22 protein-coding genes are annotated in these 17388 nt (G+C 28.5%); 1 reads left to right on the forward strand and 21 read right to left on the reverse strand.

Annotated elements, in window-relative coordinates:
- Positions 1-7: 7 nt before the first annotated feature.
- The 9 genes from IC758_RS19370 to rstA all read right to left on the reverse strand — a co-directional run bounded on the left by IC758_RS19370 (position 8) and on the right by rstA (position 5510).
- Positions 8-328, reverse strand: coding sequence for a MazG-like family protein (locus IC758_RS19370; protein WP_227436541.1), 321 nt, complete (start codon positions 326-328; stop codon positions 8-10).
- Positions 329-469: 141 nt separating this feature from the next.
- Positions 470-697, reverse strand: coding sequence for a 30S ribosomal protein S18 (rpsR, locus tag IC758_RS19375; RefSeq protein WP_021386573.1), 228 nt, complete (start codon positions 695-697; stop codon positions 470-472).
- Between the two features lie 18 nt (positions 698-715).
- Positions 716-1150, reverse strand: coding sequence for a single-stranded DNA-binding protein (locus tag IC758_RS19380; RefSeq protein ID WP_227436543.1), 435 nt, complete (start codon positions 1148-1150; stop codon positions 716-718).
- Between the two features lie 36 nt (positions 1151-1186).
- The gene (rpsF, locus tag IC758_RS19385; RefSeq protein WP_227436544.1) at positions 1187-1465 is read right to left on the reverse strand and encodes a 30S ribosomal protein S6; all 279 of its coding nucleotides are present in this window, start codon (positions 1463-1465) and stop codon (positions 1187-1189) included.
- Between the two features lie 219 nt (positions 1466-1684).
- Positions 1685-2881 (reverse strand): PLP-dependent aminotransferase family protein, encoded by a 1197-nt coding sequence (locus IC758_RS19390; RefSeq protein WP_227851740.1) that lies wholly within the window; start codon positions 2879-2881, stop codon positions 1685-1687.
- 102 nt (positions 2882-2983) lie between these two features.
- Complete coding sequence (locus IC758_RS19395) at positions 2984-3169, reverse strand: DUF951 domain-containing protein (RefSeq protein ID WP_054275506.1); 186 nt, start codon at positions 3167-3169, stop codon at positions 2984-2986.
- Positions 3170-3183: 14 nt separating this feature from the next.
- Positions 3184-3447, reverse strand: coding sequence for a DUF3343 domain-containing protein (locus IC758_RS19400; protein ID WP_227436548.1), 264 nt, complete (start codon positions 3445-3447; stop codon positions 3184-3186).
- A 78-nt stretch (positions 3448-3525) separates the two neighbouring features.
- Positions 3526-4113 carry a sulfurtransferase-like selenium metabolism protein YedF gene (yedF, locus tag IC758_RS19405; RefSeq protein WP_227436550.1) on the reverse strand — a complete coding sequence of 196 codons (588 nt, stop codon included), beginning with the start codon at positions 4111-4113 and terminating at the stop codon, positions 3526-3528.
- A 104-nt stretch (positions 4114-4217) separates the two neighbouring features.
- Positions 4218-5510 (reverse strand): toxin production/motility transcriptional repressor RstA, encoded by a 1293-nt coding sequence (rstA, locus tag IC758_RS19410; RefSeq protein ID WP_227436552.1) that lies wholly within the window; start codon positions 5508-5510, stop codon positions 4218-4220.
- 258 nt (positions 5511-5768) lie between these two features.
- Here rstA and IC758_RS19415 point away from each other — a divergent pair, with 258 nt between their 5' ends.
- Positions 5769-6350 (forward strand): GerMN domain-containing protein, encoded by a 582-nt coding sequence (locus IC758_RS19415; RefSeq protein ID WP_227436554.1) that lies wholly within the window; start codon positions 5769-5771, stop codon positions 6348-6350.
- A gap of 78 nt (positions 6351-6428) precedes the next feature.
- Here the strand turns inward: IC758_RS19415 and IC758_RS19420 are convergent, their stop codons facing one another.
- The 12 genes from IC758_RS19420 to rpmH form a co-directional block, all read right to left on the reverse strand.
- Positions 6429-7571, reverse strand: coding sequence for an aminotransferase class V-fold PLP-dependent enzyme (locus IC758_RS19420; protein ID WP_227825083.1), 1143 nt, complete (start codon positions 7569-7571; stop codon positions 6429-6431).
- Positions 7572-7603: 32 nt separating this feature from the next.
- Positions 7604-8470, reverse strand: coding sequence for a ParB/RepB/Spo0J family partition protein (locus tag IC758_RS19425; protein ID WP_227436557.1), 867 nt, complete (start codon positions 8468-8470; stop codon positions 7604-7606).
- A gap of 1 nt (position 8471) precedes the next feature.
- The gene (locus IC758_RS19430; protein ID WP_227436560.1) at positions 8472-9245 is read right to left on the reverse strand and encodes a ParA family protein; all 774 of its coding nucleotides are present in this window, start codon (positions 9243-9245) and stop codon (positions 8472-8474) included.
- A gap of 135 nt (positions 9246-9380) precedes the next feature.
- Positions 9381-10166: a nucleoid occlusion protein gene (noc, locus tag IC758_RS19435; protein WP_227436562.1), complete on the reverse strand. Its 786-nt coding sequence runs from the start codon at positions 10164-10166 to the stop codon at positions 9381-9383.
- Positions 10167-10330: 164 nt separating this feature from the next.
- Positions 10331-11050: a 16S rRNA (guanine(527)-N(7))-methyltransferase RsmG gene (gene rsmG, locus IC758_RS19440; protein ID WP_227860680.1), complete on the reverse strand. Its 720-nt coding sequence runs from the start codon at positions 11048-11050 to the stop codon at positions 10331-10333.
- Positions 11043-12938 carry a tRNA uridine-5-carboxymethylaminomethyl(34) synthesis enzyme MnmG gene (gene mnmG / locus IC758_RS19445; RefSeq protein ID WP_227436566.1) on the reverse strand — a complete coding sequence of 632 codons (1896 nt, stop codon included), beginning with the start codon at positions 12936-12938 and terminating at the stop codon, positions 11043-11045. Before mnmG ends, rsmG begins: the two co-directional genes overlap by 8 nt.
- A gap of 122 nt (positions 12939-13060) precedes the next feature.
- Positions 13061-14440 carry a tRNA uridine-5-carboxymethylaminomethyl(34) synthesis GTPase MnmE gene (gene mnmE, locus IC758_RS19450; protein ID WP_227483331.1) on the reverse strand — a complete coding sequence of 460 codons (1380 nt, stop codon included), beginning with the start codon at positions 14438-14440 and terminating at the stop codon, positions 13061-13063.
- 109 nt (positions 14441-14549) lie between these two features.
- The gene (jag, locus tag IC758_RS19455) at positions 14550-15179 is read right to left on the reverse strand and encodes an RNA-binding cell elongation regulator Jag/EloR (RefSeq protein ID WP_227825086.1); all 630 of its coding nucleotides are present in this window, start codon (positions 15177-15179) and stop codon (positions 14550-14552) included.
- Positions 15148-15855, reverse strand: a complete 708-nt coding sequence (locus IC758_RS19460) for a YidC/Oxa1 family membrane protein insertase (protein ID WP_227436572.1) — start codon at positions 15853-15855, stop codon at positions 15148-15150. The genes jag and IC758_RS19460 overlap by 32 nt, the downstream gene beginning before the upstream one ends.
- 31 nt (positions 15856-15886) lie before the next feature.
- Positions 15887-16138, reverse strand: a complete 252-nt coding sequence (yidD, locus tag IC758_RS19465; RefSeq protein ID WP_227436574.1) for a membrane protein insertion efficiency factor YidD — start codon at positions 16136-16138, stop codon at positions 15887-15889.
- Between the two features lie 32 nt (positions 16139-16170).
- Positions 16171-16515: a ribonuclease P protein component gene (gene rnpA / locus IC758_RS19470; RefSeq protein WP_227436576.1), complete on the reverse strand. Its 345-nt coding sequence runs from the start codon at positions 16513-16515 to the stop codon at positions 16171-16173.
- Between the two features lie 77 nt (positions 16516-16592).
- Positions 16593-16730, reverse strand: a complete 138-nt coding sequence (gene rpmH, locus IC758_RS19475; RefSeq protein ID WP_003420485.1) for a 50S ribosomal protein L34 — start codon at positions 16728-16730, stop codon at positions 16593-16595.
- Between the last annotated feature and the right edge of the window lie 658 nt (positions 16731-17388).

The following is a 17388-nucleotide window of genomic DNA, read 5'->3' on the forward strand; positions in this document are numbered from 1 at the left end:
TTTAATATCACTCCCTATTATCCATATGTTTTTTTAAGTTAGATAAATCTCCATACCATCTTTCAACACTATGGTCTTCCTCTATACCAATTTTTATTTTTTCCTTGACTTTATAATCTACGTCTCTAAAACTAATTCCTAATCTCTTTGCTAAGAGATATGTTATCATTATTATATTTGCTAGAGTATCTTGAATTGCCTCATCTAAAGGTTTTACCCCTTTAAATAATAAGTTAAACAAATCACTTACACTCATTAATATTTCTGTTTTCATCCACTCTATTATCTTTATGTTTCTTGTTATCTCAGAACCTTTATCTATTTTCACGTTTGCAACCCTCCTTAATATATAATATTATATCATAAATAATAATATATTTAAGTATATAAACAAAAAAACGAGCGTTATAGCTCGTCTCATTTACTTATATAAATATCTATAATAAAAAATGAGCACAAGGCTCATTTTTTAATCTAATGTATATGGTAAAAGTGCTATATTTCTTGATCTTTTTATAGCAACTGTTAATTCTCTTTGATGCTTAGCACAAGTTCCAGATATTCTTCTTGGTAATATCTTTCCTCTTTCAGTTATATACTTTTGTAATCTCTGAGTACTTTTGTAATCTATTTTAGCGTTTTTGTCAGCACAAAATTGACAAACTCTTTTTTTCTTACGTCTTTTTTTATTCATCATGACTTTTTTCCCTCCTTTTTAAAATGGTATATCGTCATCATCTATAGCTTGGAAACCTTGTGGGTCTAACCCTTGAGGTTCAAAGCTTGGCTCAAAAGCTGGAGCACTCTCTTTATATGAATTTTCCGATTTATTCTTGCTATCTAAAGCTTGTACCGATCTAGTACTTACTTTTGTAAAAGTTCTTTTTTCGCCTGATTGTGTCTGATAATTGTCTACTCTTATCGATCCTTGAAGTGCAACTAATCTACCTTTAGTTATGTAGTTGGCACAAAATTCAGCGGATTTACCCATTACTTCAACAGGTATAAAATCAGTTTCTTTAGATCCATCTTTTTTTACATAGTCTCTATCAATGGCTATTGTAAATGATGCCACTGGTGTTCCTGTACCTGGGATGTATCTTAATTCAGGGTCTTTAGTTAACCTTCCCACTAATACAACTTGATTCATAAAAACACCACCTATTTTTTATAATAAAACTAGTTGTTAAGCAACAACTATCATGTGTCTTATTACGTTTTCATTTATCTTTAAGTTTCTGTCTATTTCTTTAGGAACGTCTACTGCTGATTTGAAGTTAACTAACACATAGAAACCTTCTGTAAACTTAGCTATTGGATAAGCTAATTTTTTAGTTCCCCAAGTATCAACTTTAACTATTTCTCCTTCAGTTGCAACAACTTCCTTAACTTTGTTTAGTACAGCTTCTCTTGTTTCTTCATCAGAGTTTGGCTTTACTACATAAACTAATTCATAATTTCTCACTATAATTCACCTCCCTTTGGACTTAACGGCTCTACACTCTTAGAGCAGAGAAATGAGACTAAAATCTCATACCTACACATTTTATCATTTTTTCTTATTTATGTCAATTTAAATTTTGGACAAATTTTAATATTTAATATAAGGTGAAATATATTTTTTAAATTAACAAGGGATGGCTATTGCCATCCCTTATAATATATCTTAAGTTATTATTTTTAATTAAGCTTCAACACCCATAGCTTCTTTTAAAACTGATGCTATGTTTTTGATACCTTCTATTATTTTTTCTTCTGGCATATTTGAATAGTTAAGTCTGAAAGTATTTTCTCTACCACCATTAGGGAAGAATCCTCCTCCAGCAACATAAGCAACATTCTTTTCTAAGCATTTTGGCATTAATTCTTTAGCATTTAAATTACTTGGAAGCTCTACCCATGTAAATAATCCACCTTCTGGATGAGTAAATACTAATCCTTCTGGGAATTCTTCTTCCATAGTCTTAAGCATAACATCTCTACGTTTGATATAAACAGCTTTTATTTTATCAACGTGTTCATCTAAGTCATACATATCCATAAATTTACTTACTTCCATTTGAGATATAGTTGATGCTTGTAAGTCTGCACCTTGTTTTGCAAAGTTAAATTTAGATAGTATTTCTGGAGAAGCACAAGTCCATCCTAATCTGTATCCTGGGCAGAATATTTTAGAGAAAGTTCCTAAGAATATTACTAATCCTTTTGTATCCATTGATTTTAAAGATGGTAAAGATTCTCCCTCAAATCTTAAATCTCCATATGGATTATCTTCTATTACTGGTATTTCATATTTATTTACTATTTCCATGAATTTTTTACGTCTTTCAAGTGGCCAAGTTCTTCCTGTTGGATTTTGGAAATCAGGTATTACATAAATCATTTTTATTCTATCAGTTGTTTCTAGTATTTTTTCTAGTTCTTCCATTATCATTCCATTAGAATCTGTTGGAACATCTATGAATTTAGGTTGGTAAGATTTAAATGCATTTATAGCTCCTATGTAAGATGGGCTTTCACATAAAATTACATCACCTTCATCAATAAATACTTTTCCTGCAAAATCTAGACCTTGTTGAGAACCACTTGTAACTAATATATCATCTTTATTTACATTAGTTTTGTTTTTGTCATTCATTCTAGCTGCTATTTTTTCTCTTAATGGTTCATATCCTTCTGTTGTAGTATATTGCATAGCTGATCTTCCATTTTCTTCAAGCACTGCAACTGATACTTTTTTCATTTCTTCAACTGGAAATAATTCTGGAGCAGGCATTCCACCCGCAAAAGATATTATTTGTGGTTGTTGAGTAAGTTTTAAAAGCTCACGTATTTCAGATCCTTGTAAACCTTCCATTCTTTTTGCATATTTAACTGCCATAATTAAAGCACCCCCATGAAAATGTTTTCTTCAATTTCTATTATACCAAAAATTTGGATATTAATATACGGTATTTGACATTTTTTAAATGTTAAATTTATATCATTTTTTTATTAGCTTTTTTACTCTCTTTTCTAATGTCTCTCTATCAAGCATTATTAGCCTTGAACATTTCGTACATTTTATCTTTATATCCATTCCAGTTCTTACGATTTCAAACTCTTTACATCCACATGCATGTTGTTTTTTCAATTCAACAATATCCCCTATTTTTAAATCCATTGGCATAAATAATTAGCCTCCTAATCTAACTTCTTTGCTTCCCTTGAGCCATCCTCTAATTTACTTATACAGTAAATTCCCTTTATATCTACATTATTTTCAACTAAAATTGTCTTTATTTTTTTCATATCTTCAAAAGAAAATTTAATTGATATTCCACAGCTTGCTGTTATTTCTCTTGGTGTTGGAAGAGCCATTACTTTTAAACCATTTTCACCAAATAGCTTTTCTGACCTTATTGCATGATGTGTAGAATTAAATGATACTATATACATTTGATTCATTGCTTAATCCTTTCTGACTATCTACTTTTCTTTAGTTTAATATTTCCTATTAACTTTATATTGTTAAACAAACATACATTATATAGAAATAGTATTTGATGCATTTTTTAATGTTTCAACTATAGTGTACATATTTGTAACTGAACCAACTTGTAATTTTTCTTTTAAATTATAGTAATCTAAACAAGTTCCACAAGATAAAATTTCTACCCCTGCATCTTCAAGTATTTTAAGATTTTCTATAGTTGCTTCATTTTCAGCACTTAATTTTACTCCTCCATTAACTAAAAGTATATGTTTAGGATATGGCTTTGATTCTGTTAAAGTATATATAAAACCTTTTATTAATACTTGTCCTAATTCATCATTTCCCAATCCCATCTTATCTGAAGATATAAATACACATGTATCTTCTAGTTCGCTTTCTTCTTTTTGAACTACAACATTATTACCTTTTTTAATTTCTATAGAAATTAAGTTTTCTTTTTCATCAACAATCCTTGCTTCACAATTTAAAGATTTAGCAAGCTTTAATATATTTTCTTTTGCTGTTTCATTGTCAACTGTTGTAACTACAATGCCTTCTTCTATATTATCTAATTCTTTTTTTGTATTTATAACTGGTTTAGGACAAGCAAGCCCTCTAGCATCTATTTTTATACTCATTGTTTGATTCATCTCCTTAAAATTATTCATACAATTTATATTTTATCATAGATATTATCTTGCTTGTTATAGATTGTTTCTATACTATTATAGGTTTATTATACTTACATTATCTCTAAATTTTTATACATAAATACTCCCTTTTGGTAGTACTCTAATTCTTTCTCTTTTGATATGCTTGAATATAATTGACCTAAGTCTATGTACAAGTTTGCTAATATCTTATTATTACCTAAGTCTGATACTATTTTTATACATTTAATTAAATACTCAATAGCAAGAGTAATTTCATTTTGATTCTTATACATATTAGAATAGAATTTTAATGCCTTATACTCATTAAACTTATTTTTATTTTTTATTGATGATGCTAAAGCTATTTTACAATATTTTCTAGCTAAATCATAATCTTCTTTATCTATGTACGCTTCTATTATCTTGAATAAACCTGACATCATATATTCGTCTTCATCATTTTTCTTTATGTTGTACACTTTTTGAGAATATTCAAGAACTCTATCTGTCTCACCTATTTTTCTATAAACATCACAAATTGTTAAGTATACATTTGCTATTCCAGTTTTATTATCTTCATTTTCAAGTATTTTTAGTGCTTTTTTAAAATACTCTTTTGATTCCTCATATTTTCCAATCTCAAGCATGTTGTTTGCTTTTAACACCAAAATATCGACATCTTCTTTTCTATCATTTTTATTATCTATTTCATTTATTTTATCTATGTACTTTAATGACATATTTGGATTATCTAATTTTATATAACAATATGCCATCTTACTATATAATTCCTTATATACGTTAATATCTTCAAACTTATTCTCTGACAAAATTTCCTCTGCAAAATTAAAGTGACTTATCGCACCTTTATAAAAGTCTTCTTGCATATATATCTTTCCTATGTTTAAATAGCACTTTAGTATGTTTTCACTATCATTGTTTTTTATAAAGAAAAATAAAGCCTTTTCAAAGTTTTCTATAGCATTATTGTAATTAGATTTTTTTAAGTTAATGTTAGCCATAAGAAAATTGCATCTGCCATAGTTCTCCATTAAATCGTATCTCTTACATATATCTAAAACTTCTTTTATTTGGTCCTCAGCCTTGTTTAACTCATTCTCTTTTATATAAATTTCACTTTGCAGTATTAAATTATCTGTTATCTTTTTTGACTGCATTTCTTTTGTTTCTAATAAATATTCCACGCTTACATCTAACTTATCACCTAGATATTCCAACAGTTCATAACTAGTATGAGATTTATCTCTCTCTATATGGCTTATTTGTGCTGCTGTTATTCTATCTCCAGCTAACTCTTTTAATGTCATATTTTTTTCTTTTCTTAATTTCTTAATCTTTTCTCCTAAGCTCAAAATTTCCATACTATTCCCACCTTTTGAAGACATTTTTTTATAATATAATTATAACTTATATTTATTTTAAAAACACTACTTTTATTTTACAATATTTTCTCTATACATTAAATGATTTCCCATAAAAATGACTAATATTTAGTTTATTTTGTATTTAATTAACTTAAATAAATCATTTTTTAAATTTGTTACTATTTTGTATTCATATATTCAGTCATAACGATTATAATTATATATAAGAATAGTATCTTGAGAGGAGTAATTTTTATGAAAAACAAGAAAATAATGTTAGTGTTAAGTATATTATCTATATCTATATTGGCAGTTGGATGTAGCAATGCTCAAAATGAAGCAACTAAAAAAGAAACTAAAAATAATACAAATGTTGAGCAACCAAAGGAAGAAAACAATAAAGAAAATAATGATGAAAAAGAAGTTCCTAATAAAAAGTCTACATCAGCTCCAAAGGAAGAAAAAAAGACGGAGTCTGCTGTTATTTATTCTTTTGATGTAGACAAAACAGATTTAATTGAGAATAAGGTTGATTTAGAAAAAATTGATGAAAACACTTTATTTGCTGAACTACAAAAGCTTAAAGTAATTCCAGAATCTGCAAAACTAAATTCATTTACTACAAAAGATATTGATGGTGTAAAAACTGGTATATTAGATGTTAACTCTGATTTTACAAAATCAAACTTAGGTAGTGATGCAGAAACTTTAATGCTTGATTCAGTTGCACGTACTTACATAAAAAACATGAATGTTGAACAAATAAAGCTTACTGTTGATGGCGCTAACTATGAAAGTGGTCATATAGTTCTTGAAGATGGAGATTATTTAAAGTAAGTTTTTAAATTATATTAAGCTACAAAAATAGTGTCAACTATCTATAAAGTTGACACTATTTTTATGTTGTAATTTATACTATTTATTTTTTGAAATTTTCTTCAAGGCATCTATTGCTTTATCTATCTCATCTTTCGTATTAAAATATCCTATACTGAATCTTACCGCACCTTGTTTTAACGTACCTAAAGTAGTATGAGCTAATGGAGAACAATGTATTCCTGATCTAGTTGCTATATTATATTCACTATCTAATAAGAAAGTAACCTCTCCAGAATCCATGTTTCCTATATTTATAGCTATTACTGAGGCTCTTTTTTTACTGTCTTTTGGTCCATATATCTTTATATCTGATACTTCTTCTAACTTATTTAGCATATATTGACATAATTCTTCTTCATGTTGTCTTATATTGTTGATTCCTCTTTCAAATATAAATAATACACCTTGGTTAAGCCCTGCTATACCTGGAGTATTATGAGTTCCTGACTCGTATTTATCTGGGAACAGTTCTGGTTGAACCATTTCTTCTGATTTACTACCTGTTCCACCCTCTTTTAATATATTCAAATTTAGGCCTTCTCTTACATATAAGATACCTGTTCCTTGAGGTCCAAATAAGCATTTATGACCTGGCATAGCCAACATATCTATATTACATTTCTTCACATCTATATCATAAACACCTGCTGTTTGTGATGCATCTACCAAGAATATTATATTATGTTTCTTAGCTATTTCTCCAACTTTTTTTATATCTATTAATGTTCCACATACATTAGATGCATGTGTAGTTACAATCAGCTTAGTGTTATCCTTTATTGATTTTTCTAACTCTTCATAATCTAAAAAACCTTCATCATCACATTTTACTACAGTATTTTCAACCCCTTTTTTCTCAAGAGCTTTTATAGGTCTTATTACTGAATTATGTTCCATAGATGTTGTTATTACATGATCTCCTTTTTGTAATACACCTTTTATTGCTAAATTCAAAGAGTCTGTTGCATTAGACGTAAATACTATATTCATAGGATTACTTACATTAAATAACTTAGCTATATTTTCTCTTGTATCATAAATTTCTCTAGCAGCTCGCATAGCAAGCTTATGCCCTGCTCTTCCTGGATTTGCACAATAGTTTTTCATACAATCTAAAACAGCATCATAAACTCTTTCTGGTTTTGGATATGTAGTTGCAGCATTGTCTAGATAAATCATATTCATCGTCCTCTCTATTTTATATTTGTGTGTTATTCAAGAAGCATTGATACAATACTGTTTAAATCATCATCATTATAGTATTCTATCTCTATTTTACCTTTTTTCTTACCTTTGGAAATATTTACTTTAGTTCCAAAAATATTTCTAAGTTTATCTTCTACATCTAAAATAAATACATCTTTAGGCTTAGACTTCTTTGGCATATCTTCTTCTTTATTTTCAGATATTTTTTTTGCAATGTTTTCAACTTCTCTTACAGAAAGTTCTTCCTCTTCTATCTTTTTTGCAATTTGTAGTTGTAATTTTTTATCTACAATTCTTAATAGAGCCTTTCCATGACCTGCTGTGATTTTACCACTATCTATCATGTCTATAACATCTTGTCCTAGATTTAAAAGTCTCAAAGTGTTAGTTATATGAGGTCTACTTTTACCGACAGCTTCTGATATTTCTTCTTGAGTTACATTATAATGCTCAATTAAACTTTTATATGCTAGTGCTTCTTCTATTGAATTTAAATCTTCTCTCTGTAAGTTTTCAATTAAAGCTATCTCCATTATGTCTTTCATCTCTATATCTTTAATTATAGCAGGTATTTGACTTTTATTTGCAAGTTTTGATGCTCTAAATCTTCTTTCACCAGCTATTATCATGTACTTATTGTTTTCATCTCTTTTAACTACTATTGGTTGTAGTACACCATAATTTTTTATAGACTCAGATAATACTTTTATTTTTTCTTCATCAAATTGCTTTCTTGGCTGAACTTCGTTTGGATATATTTTGTCTATATCTATATTAACTATTTCTTTATCTGAAGTTTCTCCTTTAATTTCTGGTATCAATGCACTAAGACCTCGACCCAATCTATTACTTCTTTTAGACTTATTCTCCATACTACCACTCCTCCTCTTCTAAATCTATAAATTCTTCTGCTAGTTCCAAATAAGCTACAGACCCCCTACATCTTTTATCATAATAAATTGCTGGTTTACCATGACTAGGAGCTTCTGCAAGTCTTACATTTCTTGGAATTAGAGTAGTGTATACACTACCTTTAAAGTACTTTTTAACTTCTTCAACAACTTGTATTGATAGATTGGCTCTTCCATCAAACATACTCAAAACAACACCTTGAATTTCTATATCTGTATTTAATCTTGATTTTACTAATTTTATAGTCTCCATTAATTGACTTACACCTTCTAAGGCATAATATTCACATTGTATAGGAATTAAAACACTATCTACAGCCGTTAGACAATTTATTGTAAGCATTCCAAGTGAAGGTGGGCAATCCAAAAATATATAGTCGTATTCATCCTTTACTACTTTTATGGAATTTTTTAAAATATACTCTCTATTATTTATAGATGCAAGCTCTATCTCTGCACCTGCTAGTTCCGTAGCTGATGGAACTACATCTACATTTTCAAACTCTGTTTTTATTATTGCTTCTTTAATATGCAAACCATCTAACATAATCTCATAGATTGTATTTTCTACTTCATTTTTATCAATACCATATCCACTAGTTGTATTTCCTTGAGGGTCCAAATCTAATACTAATATCTTTTTTCCTAAGGTTCCTAAACTGGCACTTAAATTTACATTTGTTGTAGTTTTTCCGACTCCGCCCTTTTGATTAAATATAGCTATAACTTTGCCCATGATGTTCCCCCCTTTAAGAATCAAATTAATTTTAAATATTGACTAGTTGCTTTTATAATTATAAATAATGTCTATAAATCAATTTATATTACAAGGCTTGTTTTAAAAAAAAAGATTACTGGTAAGCAGTAATCTCTATTTTTTAGGGATTTTTACAACAACTTCCATATAATCTCCCTTATCTATTTCATTATACTTAGCATCAATTCCTGTATTTGATATAGCATCAAAGGCTTGCTTTATAGTATTTATGTAAATTCTTATACTCATAGCACCCTTTATATTCTGTTTTTTATCAGGCTCTTCTTGAATTTCAATTTCTTCTAGTATATCTTGTATCAGTTTTTCTGTTTTTTTAACAGTCAATTCATTCTTTATGACCTTTTCTAGTACACTTTTCATTAAATCTTCACTTGGTAATTTAAGGAATGCCCTAGCATGTCTTTCTGTTAAATTATTCTCTATTAGCTTCATTTTTATATCGTTTGGAAGCTTTAATATTCTAAGCTTGTTTGCTACAGTAGATTGATTTTTACCTAATTTTTCTGCTAATTGCTGTTGAGTAAAAGCATGCTCTTTTATTAAGTTTTCATAGCCAATTGCTTCTTCAATAAAATTTAAGTCTTCTCGTTGCAAATTTTCTAATAACGCTAGAACAGCAGAAGATTCATCGTTCATATTATTTATAATTGCTGGTACAGTTTTAAGCTCTGCTAACTTAGCTGCTCTTAATCTTCTTTCTCCAGCAATTAGTTCATATTTACCATCTTTTGCTCTAACTGTTATAGGTTGAATTATACCATATACCTTTATAGAATTGCTCAATTCCTCCAATGAAACTTGTGAAAATATTTTTCTTGGTTGGTATGGATTTGGAACTATATCTTCTATAGGTATCTCCATAACTCTTTTATCTTCCATAACATACCTCTCTTATTTTAGATATAAATATTTTTGTTCTCTATATGTACATACAATTTTATTTCTGCATCTACTTTAATAATTCCTTTATTTTTGTTTGTTTTGAGGCAACCTTAATTATTTCCTGAGAAATGATTAAGGTTGCCTACTAATTAATATCTTGATTATTTAATAGGATTTTTAGCTGGCTTACCAGCTTTTCTAGGGTATTTAACTGGTGTTTCATGTATCTTTTTAAAAACTAATATATTATGATTTAAATCTATTTCTGGTAATTCTACATCTATTTTTTCAACAAACTCTAATCCTAAAATATCTATAGCCTTTTTTGATTCCTCTAATTCTAGATTAGCATTTGGACCTTTTAAACAAATAAAATATCCTCCTACTTTTACAAATGGTACACAAAATTCCATAAGAATTGGTAATCCAGCTACAGCTCTTGCTGTAGCAATATCATACTTTTCCCTGTACTTTTCATCTTTTCCAAAATCTTCAGCTCTTCCATGTATAAATTTAATACCCTCTAGTTCTAATGCTCTAGCAACTTCTTCTAGAAAGCTTATTCTTTTATTTAAAGAGTCCAATAAGGTTAACTCTAACTCCTCTAAACATATTTTTAGTGGTATACCTGGAAAACCAGCACCTGTACCAACATCTATTATGGACATACCATTTTTTATATATCCATTTTTTACAGCTGAAATAGAGTCTAAAAAGTGTTTTATATATACTTCTTTTTCATCCTCTATTCCTGTAAGGTTCATTTTTTGATTCCAATCAACTAGTATATCTCTATAAGTTTTAAATTTTTGTAACATATCATCATTTGTATCTATATTAAAATTTTTAATTCCATTTTCTAGAAGTTTTATATTATTCACTTTTTCCACCTCTAGTTCTTCTAACTTGTTCTAGGTGTATAAGTAACACTGATATATCAGCTGGAGAAACACCTGATATACGAGATGCTTGACCTATTGAAATAGGTTTTATGTCATCTAACTTTTGTCTTGCTTCTAATCTAAGTCCTTCTATTGATGAATAATTTATTTTTTCATCTAATTTTTTATTCTCAAGCTTTTTAAATTGGTCTATCTGTTTTAATTGCTTGTCTATATAACCTTCATACTTAGTCATTATTACGCATTGTTCTTTAACTTCTCTTGAAACATCTTCACCAGCATCTTTTCCTATTTCTTCAAGCAATTCATAGGATACTTCTGGTCTTTTTAAAAACTCATACAGTGATATTCCAACTTTTATTGGCGTTGCACCTTTTTCTTCTAGTAAATTATTTACTTCCTTTGGTGTAACTCTTTCGCTCTTTAATCTTTCAAATTCTTTTTCAACAGCATTCTTCTTATTTATGAATCTTTCATATCTATCTTTTTTAACTAAGCCTAATTCATAACCCTTTTGAGTTAATCTCATATCCGCATTATCTTGTCTTAAATACAATCTATATTCTGCTCTTGATGTCATCATTCTATAAGGTTCATTAGTTCCTTTAGTAACAAGGTCATCTAATAATACACCTATATATGCTTCTGAACGATCTAATACAAAAGGTTCTTTTCCTTCTATCTTTCTAACAGCATTTATACCCGCCATAAGCCCTTGAGCTGCTGCTTCTTCATATCCAGAAGTTCCATTAAATTGCCCTGCACTAAATAAGTTTTCAACACCTTTTATTTCTAAACTTATTTTTAATTGTGTTGGGTCAACACAATCATATTCTATAGCATATGCAGGTCTCATTATCTTACAGTTTTCAAGCCCCTTTATAGTTTTATACATATCTAGTTGAACTTCAAAAGGTAAACTAGTTGATATCCCTTGAATATACATTTCTTTAGTATTCAAACCCTCTGGCTCTATAAACAATTGATGTGAAGTTTTATCACTAAATCTTACTACTTTATCTTCTATAGAAGGACAATATCTTGGCCCAGTACTTTCTATAACTCCACTATACATGGCAGACCTTTTTAAATTATCTAGTATAACTCTTTGAGTATCTTCAGTGGTTCTTGTTAAATAACAAGGTTCTTGCTCTTTCTCTATGTTTTCATTCATAAATGAGAAAGGAGTTACTTTTTCGTCACCTTCTTGTAGAGACATTACAGAGAAATCTATACTATCTCTATGGACTCTTGCTGGTGTTCCTGTTTTAAATCTTCTCATTCTAAGACCTAATTCAACTAAACTATCTGTAAGGTATTTTGCATATCCTAATGCATTAGGACCTTCGTAAAATGCCACCTCACCCATATATATTTTTGAATTTAAATAAACTCCAGTAGCTAATATTACAGCTTTAGATTTAAATGAACATCCTAGCTTAGTTCCAACACCTATTACAACATTTCCTTCATGTAATATTTCTACAACTTCATCCATAGCTATATCGAGGTTTGGCTCATTTTCTAATGTTTTTTTCATTTCTTCATGGTATTTAAATTTATCTGCTTGGGCTCTCAAGGAATGAACTGCTGGTCCTTTAGCAGTATTTAACATTCTACTTTGTATATATGTCTTGTCTATATTTAGTCCCATTTGACCACCTAAAGCATCTATCTCTTTTACTAACTGACCTTTACCCGTTCCACCAATTGATGGATTGCAAGGCATTAATGCAATAGAATCTAAAGACATTGTTATTATCAAAGTTTTATATCCCATTCTTGCCGTAGCTAAAGCAGCTTCACATCCCGCGTGACCTGCCCCAACTACTATAACATCATATTTTCCTGCTTCAAACTTTATCATTTATAATTCCTTTCTTTTTAATATTAATGTTTCATGAGAAACACTATAAAATATCTATAATTTCTACAATAAAAAATGAAATTTATTACTTCTATATCTTCTTTCCTTTTGTGTTTTACATCCTATTTTCCTATACAGAAGTTGTGGAATATATTATCTAATAAATCTTCTGTTACTGTATCTCCATTAATATATCCAAGGTAGTCCCATATATTTTTTAAATCTACTTCTACAAAGTCAAATGGCATACTTTGTTCTAGAGCAATTAAAGCATCTGTTGCAGACTTATATGCCTTACCAAGTGCATCCTTATGTCTAGAATTAGTTACTATTAAACTAGAATTGTTTTTGATACTTCCTTTATATACCATAGACTCTATCTTATCTTGTAATGCTTCTATTCCTTCTTGCTGTAAAGCTGATATTCTTATTATACTATTATTTTCTACATATTTAAGTATTTTTTCTTCTTCAATCTCTTGTTTTAAGTCATTTTTATTTAATAGTACTATTGTTTGTTTATCTTTAAGCTTCTTTAATATTTCTACATCTTCTTCTGACAACTTTCTTGATGCATCTAAAACCATTATAATTAAATCAGCACTTGTAAATGATTCTTTAGATTTCTCAACGCCTATTTTTTCAACTATATCATCAGTATCTCTTATACCTGCTGTATCAACTATCTTAAGAGGTATACCTTTTATATTAACAAATTCCTCTATAACATCTCTAGTAGTTCCTGGTATATCTGTAACTATAGCTCTATTTTCTCCCAAAATAGAGTTAAGCAGTGAAGATTTTCCTACATTTGGTTTCCCAACAATTACTGTTTTCAAGCCTTCTCTAAGTATTTTCCCACTTTCAGCTGTATCATATAATTTTTTAATTTCTTTTTTAAGTTCACCAGTTTTATCCTTAAGCGTTTGATATGTTATATGTTCAATATCTTCTTCAGGATAATCTATAGCAACTTCTACATGTGCCAGTATCTCAGTAACTTTATCTCTTAAGTCTCTTATCTTCTTTGATAGAGAACCCTCTAACTGGTTTTGAGCAACTTCATGAGCTATATCAGTTTTTGCCTTTATAACATCTATTACTGCTTCTGCTTGAGATAAATCTATTCTTCCGTTTAAAAATGCTCTTTTAGTAAACTCCCCAGCTTCTGCCAATCTAACATCTTTAGATAATATTAGTTCTAAAATTTTCTTTACTGAAATAAATCCACCATGGCAATTTATTTCTATAACATCTTCTCCTGTGTATGAATTGGGCCCCTTCATATATGCCAATAATACTTCATCTATTGCATTTTCATTATCTACAATATTTCCATATATTAATGTTCTTTTATTATAATCTTTTATACTCTTTCCTGACATGGATTTAAAGATTTCTTCTGCAACTTTTAAAGCTTTTTCTCCACTTATTCTCAGTATACCTATACCACCTTCTCCAGGTGCTGTAGCTATAGCCGCTATTGTATCATCTATAAACAAATTTATCACCTCTTAATTTATAATTTTTACATATAGATTTATTTTTGACCAATTACAATGATTTAATAAGATTAAAAAATAAAACCCCCTAATGTTTAGGAGGTTGATTTTATCTTTTACACTCAATTACTAATCTTCTATATGGATCGGTTCCTTCACTATATGTAATTACATATTTGTCATTTTGAAGGGCTGAATGTATTATTCTTCTCTCATATGGATTCATATAATCTAATTTTTTAGTTTTTCTTGTTTTCGCTACTTCTCTAGCAACCTTATTAGCATATCTTATTAAAGATTCTTCTCTTTTTGACCTATAGTTTTCTATATCTACAAGTACTCTTGTATGAGAGTCTTTATTTATTTTATTAAGAGCTAATCCAGTTAAAAATTGAATAGAATCTAAAGTTTCCCCTCTTCTACCAATTAAACTTGCAGCTTCTTTGCCTTCAATATCAACCATGATTAAATTATCTTTTTGAGATACATTGACTTTGGCATCAACATTTGCATTTTTCAACATTACCTCTATAAAATTTTTAGCTACATCTAGTTCCCTTTCAATAACAAAAATTTCATAGGTACCATCTTTAGCACCTATAAAACCTAAAAACCCCTTGCTTGGATTTTCTAGTATTTCTACCTCTATATCCTCTACTTTTAAATTTAAATCTGCTATCGCCTTATTTATAGCTTCTTCTTTACTTTTACTTTTTATTAATTTTAGGCTTTTTCTCATTAACTTTTTCCTCCTTAGAGTTAGCAGCCAGCTTAGCTTTTAAAGGATTCATTATTAAGTAATACTGAGCTATTGAGAATAAGTTACTTACTGTCCAGTACAATGTAAGTCCTGCTGGGAATATAAATCCCCAATAGAAAGACATCCCTGCCATTACATATGTCATTACTTTCATAGAGCCTTGTAGTTGGTCCTTTGGAGTCATTACCTTTTGCATTACATATGCACTTGCTCCTGAAAATACTGCTAATACATAATCTGGTGCTGTTAAACTTTTTATCCATAAAAACCCATTGTCAGCTGCCATAAATGCAGCTTGATTTGCAAAAACGCCATGAGCAACTGGCTCTCTTAAAACGCTAAATAATCCTATTAATATAGGAAACTGTATTAATAAAGGTAAACAACCAGATAGTGGATTAATTTTAGCTTCTCCATATAACTTAACAATTTCTTCATTTTGTTTTTCTGGCTTATTTTTATATTTTTCTTGTATCTCTTTTATACGAGGTTGTATATCTTGCATTGCCTTTGTTGACTTAGTCTGTTTAACTGTTAATGGTAGTAAAATAATCTTTACAAGTATAGTAAAAATTATTATAGAAATACCATAGTGGTTAACAAATTCAAATATTACCTTAAGAATTAATCCTAAGAAATTTCCTATTATATTCAATTTTTTTATACCTCCTAATAGTTACTCTCTTTTATTTTAGAGGGTCGTAACCTCCTGGATGAAAAGGATGACATTTTAGAAGTCTTCTTATTGTTAAGTACATACCTTTTACAAATCCATATTTTTTAAATGCCTCTATTGAATATTGTGAGCAAGTTGGATAGAATCTACAAGTAGGTCCCTTTAAGGGAGATATATACTTTTGATAAAATTTTACTAAATAAATACATAAATTCGATAAATACCTACTTATTTCCTTTAATATATAAATTATTTTATTCAAAATTATTAACCTCCATATTTATAGCATACAATTTAAAGAGAAATATCCGTTCTTTTAACTAAATTTTTTATAGACTTGTCTATCTCTTTAAAACTAGCATCTTTACTAGATACTCTTGCTATAAATACTATATCATATCCAGGCTTAATTTTTTCATCAATATTTAATCTGTAGACTTCTTTTATTAATCTTCTTACTCTATTTCTAGTGATAGCTTTTCCTACTTTCTTTGAAACAGAAATACCTATTCTACTATAATCTGATTTATTTTTAAGTATATATATTACTAAATATCTGTTTGCAAAAGATTTGCCGTGTTTATATACTTTTCTAAAATCAGAGTCTTTTTTTAACCCCTTTGTCCTATTAAAGTCCATAGTTAACCTCCATAAACACAGCTATGCATTGTAATTATTTACACAAAAAGGCCACCTTTGCAGCGGCCCTTTTGTAATTAATGAGTTAATCTATTTCTTCCTTTAGCTCTTCTTCTTTTTAACACGTTTCTTCCGTTAGACGTCTTCATTCTTTTTCTGAAACCATGTTCTTTACTTCTTTGTCTCTTTTTTGGTTGATAAGTTCTTTTACTCATTATTTTGCACCGCCTTTCAGATTTCATTTTCCGTTTATAAAAATAATAACTTTACCCTCAAAGTAAACATAACACATATAATTATAAATACTTTTACTATCGTTGTCAACGAGTTTTTGGTATGCTTGCATCACAAAATCTACCATATATATATTATGTATTTTTTTTATTGAAAATACTAGTAAAAATCTATTTAATTTTATTCTAAATTATTTTTTTCAATTATATACACAAATAAAGCAAATTTAACATGTTTATATTTTTATCAACAATTAGTTAATATTGTGGATAAATTAGTTACAAATCATTGAAGTTTGACATATATTTTGATATTATAAATATACTTGTTGATAATGTGTATAAATGTTATCAACTTATTAAAAATTATTCACAGCTTGTGGATACTTTTGTGTATAACTTTTAAGATTACTGACAATACTCTAGTTATAATCACCATTTATTGTATGTTTATGTTATTTATAACTTTATCTACATATTGTTTATATCTTTTCATATTTTTTTAATAATTTATACTATTATTAATTTATCAACACCATTATCCATAAATTTAGTTATTCTGTAAAATTTATATATATTTTTGCTTTTCTGTTAATAACTTTGTGGAAAATATTAATTATTCTGTTCGGAGGTTTATATT

The organism is Clostridioides sp. ES-W-0016-02, from assembly GCF_020641035.1.
Classification (GTDB): Bacteria; Bacillota; Clostridia; order Peptostreptococcales; family Peptostreptococcaceae; genus Clostridioides.

Coding starts and splice junctions, on each gene's coding strand:
- rpmH (WP_003420485.1), bottom strand. CDS start 16,730: ATGAGTAAAAGAACTTATCAACCAAAAAAGAGACAAAGAAGTAAAGAA.
- IC758_RS19415 (WP_227436554.1), top strand. CDS start 5,769: ATGAAAAACAAGAAAATAATGTTAGTGTTAAGTATATTATCTATATCT.
- yedF (WP_227436550.1), bottom strand. CDS start 4,113: ATGAGTATAAAAATAGATGCTAGAGGGCTTGCTTGTCCTAAACCAGTT.
- rstA (WP_227436552.1), bottom strand. CDS start 5,510: ATGGAAATTTTGAGCTTAGGAGAAAAGATTAAGAAATTAAGAAAAGAA.
- IC758_RS19390 (WP_227851740.1), bottom strand. CDS start 2,881: ATGGCAGTTAAATATGCAAAAAGAATGGAAGGTTTACAAGGATCTGAA.
- mnmG (WP_227436566.1), bottom strand. CDS start 12,938: ATGATAAAGTTTGAAGCAGGAAAATATGATGTTATAGTAGTTGGGGCA.
- IC758_RS19380 (WP_227436543.1), bottom strand. CDS start 1,150: ATGAATCAAGTTGTATTAGTGGGAAGGTTAACTAAAGACCCTGAATTA.
- IC758_RS19425 (WP_227436557.1), bottom strand. CDS start 8,470: ATGGAGAATAAGTCTAAAAGAAGTAATAGATTGGGTCGAGGTCTTAGT.
- noc (WP_227436562.1), bottom strand. CDS start 10,166: ATGGAAGATAAAAGAGTTATGGAGATACCTATAGAAGATATAGTTCCA.
- IC758_RS19400 (WP_227436548.1), bottom strand. CDS start 3,447: ATGAATCAAATGTATATAGTATCATTTAATTCTACACATCATGCAATA.
- jag (WP_227825086.1), bottom strand. CDS start 15,179: ATGAGAAAAAGCCTAAAATTAATAAAAAGTAAAAGTAAAGAAGAAGCT.
- IC758_RS19420 (WP_227825083.1), bottom strand. CDS start 7,571: ATGATTTATCTAGACAATGCTGCAACTACATATCCAAAACCAGAAAGA.
- IC758_RS19395 (WP_054275506.1), bottom strand. CDS start 3,169: ATGCCAATGGATTTAAAAATAGGGGATATTGTTGAATTGAAAAAACAA.
- rpsR (WP_021386573.1), bottom strand. CDS start 697: ATGATGAATAAAAAAAGACGTAAGAAAAAAAGAGTTTGTCAATTTTGT.
- IC758_RS19430 (WP_227436560.1), bottom strand. CDS start 9,245: ATGGGCAAAGTTATAGCTATATTTAATCAAAAGGGCGGAGTCGGAAAA.
- rnpA (WP_227436576.1), bottom strand. CDS start 16,515: ATGGACTTTAATAGGACAAAGGGGTTAAAAAAAGACTCTGATTTTAGA.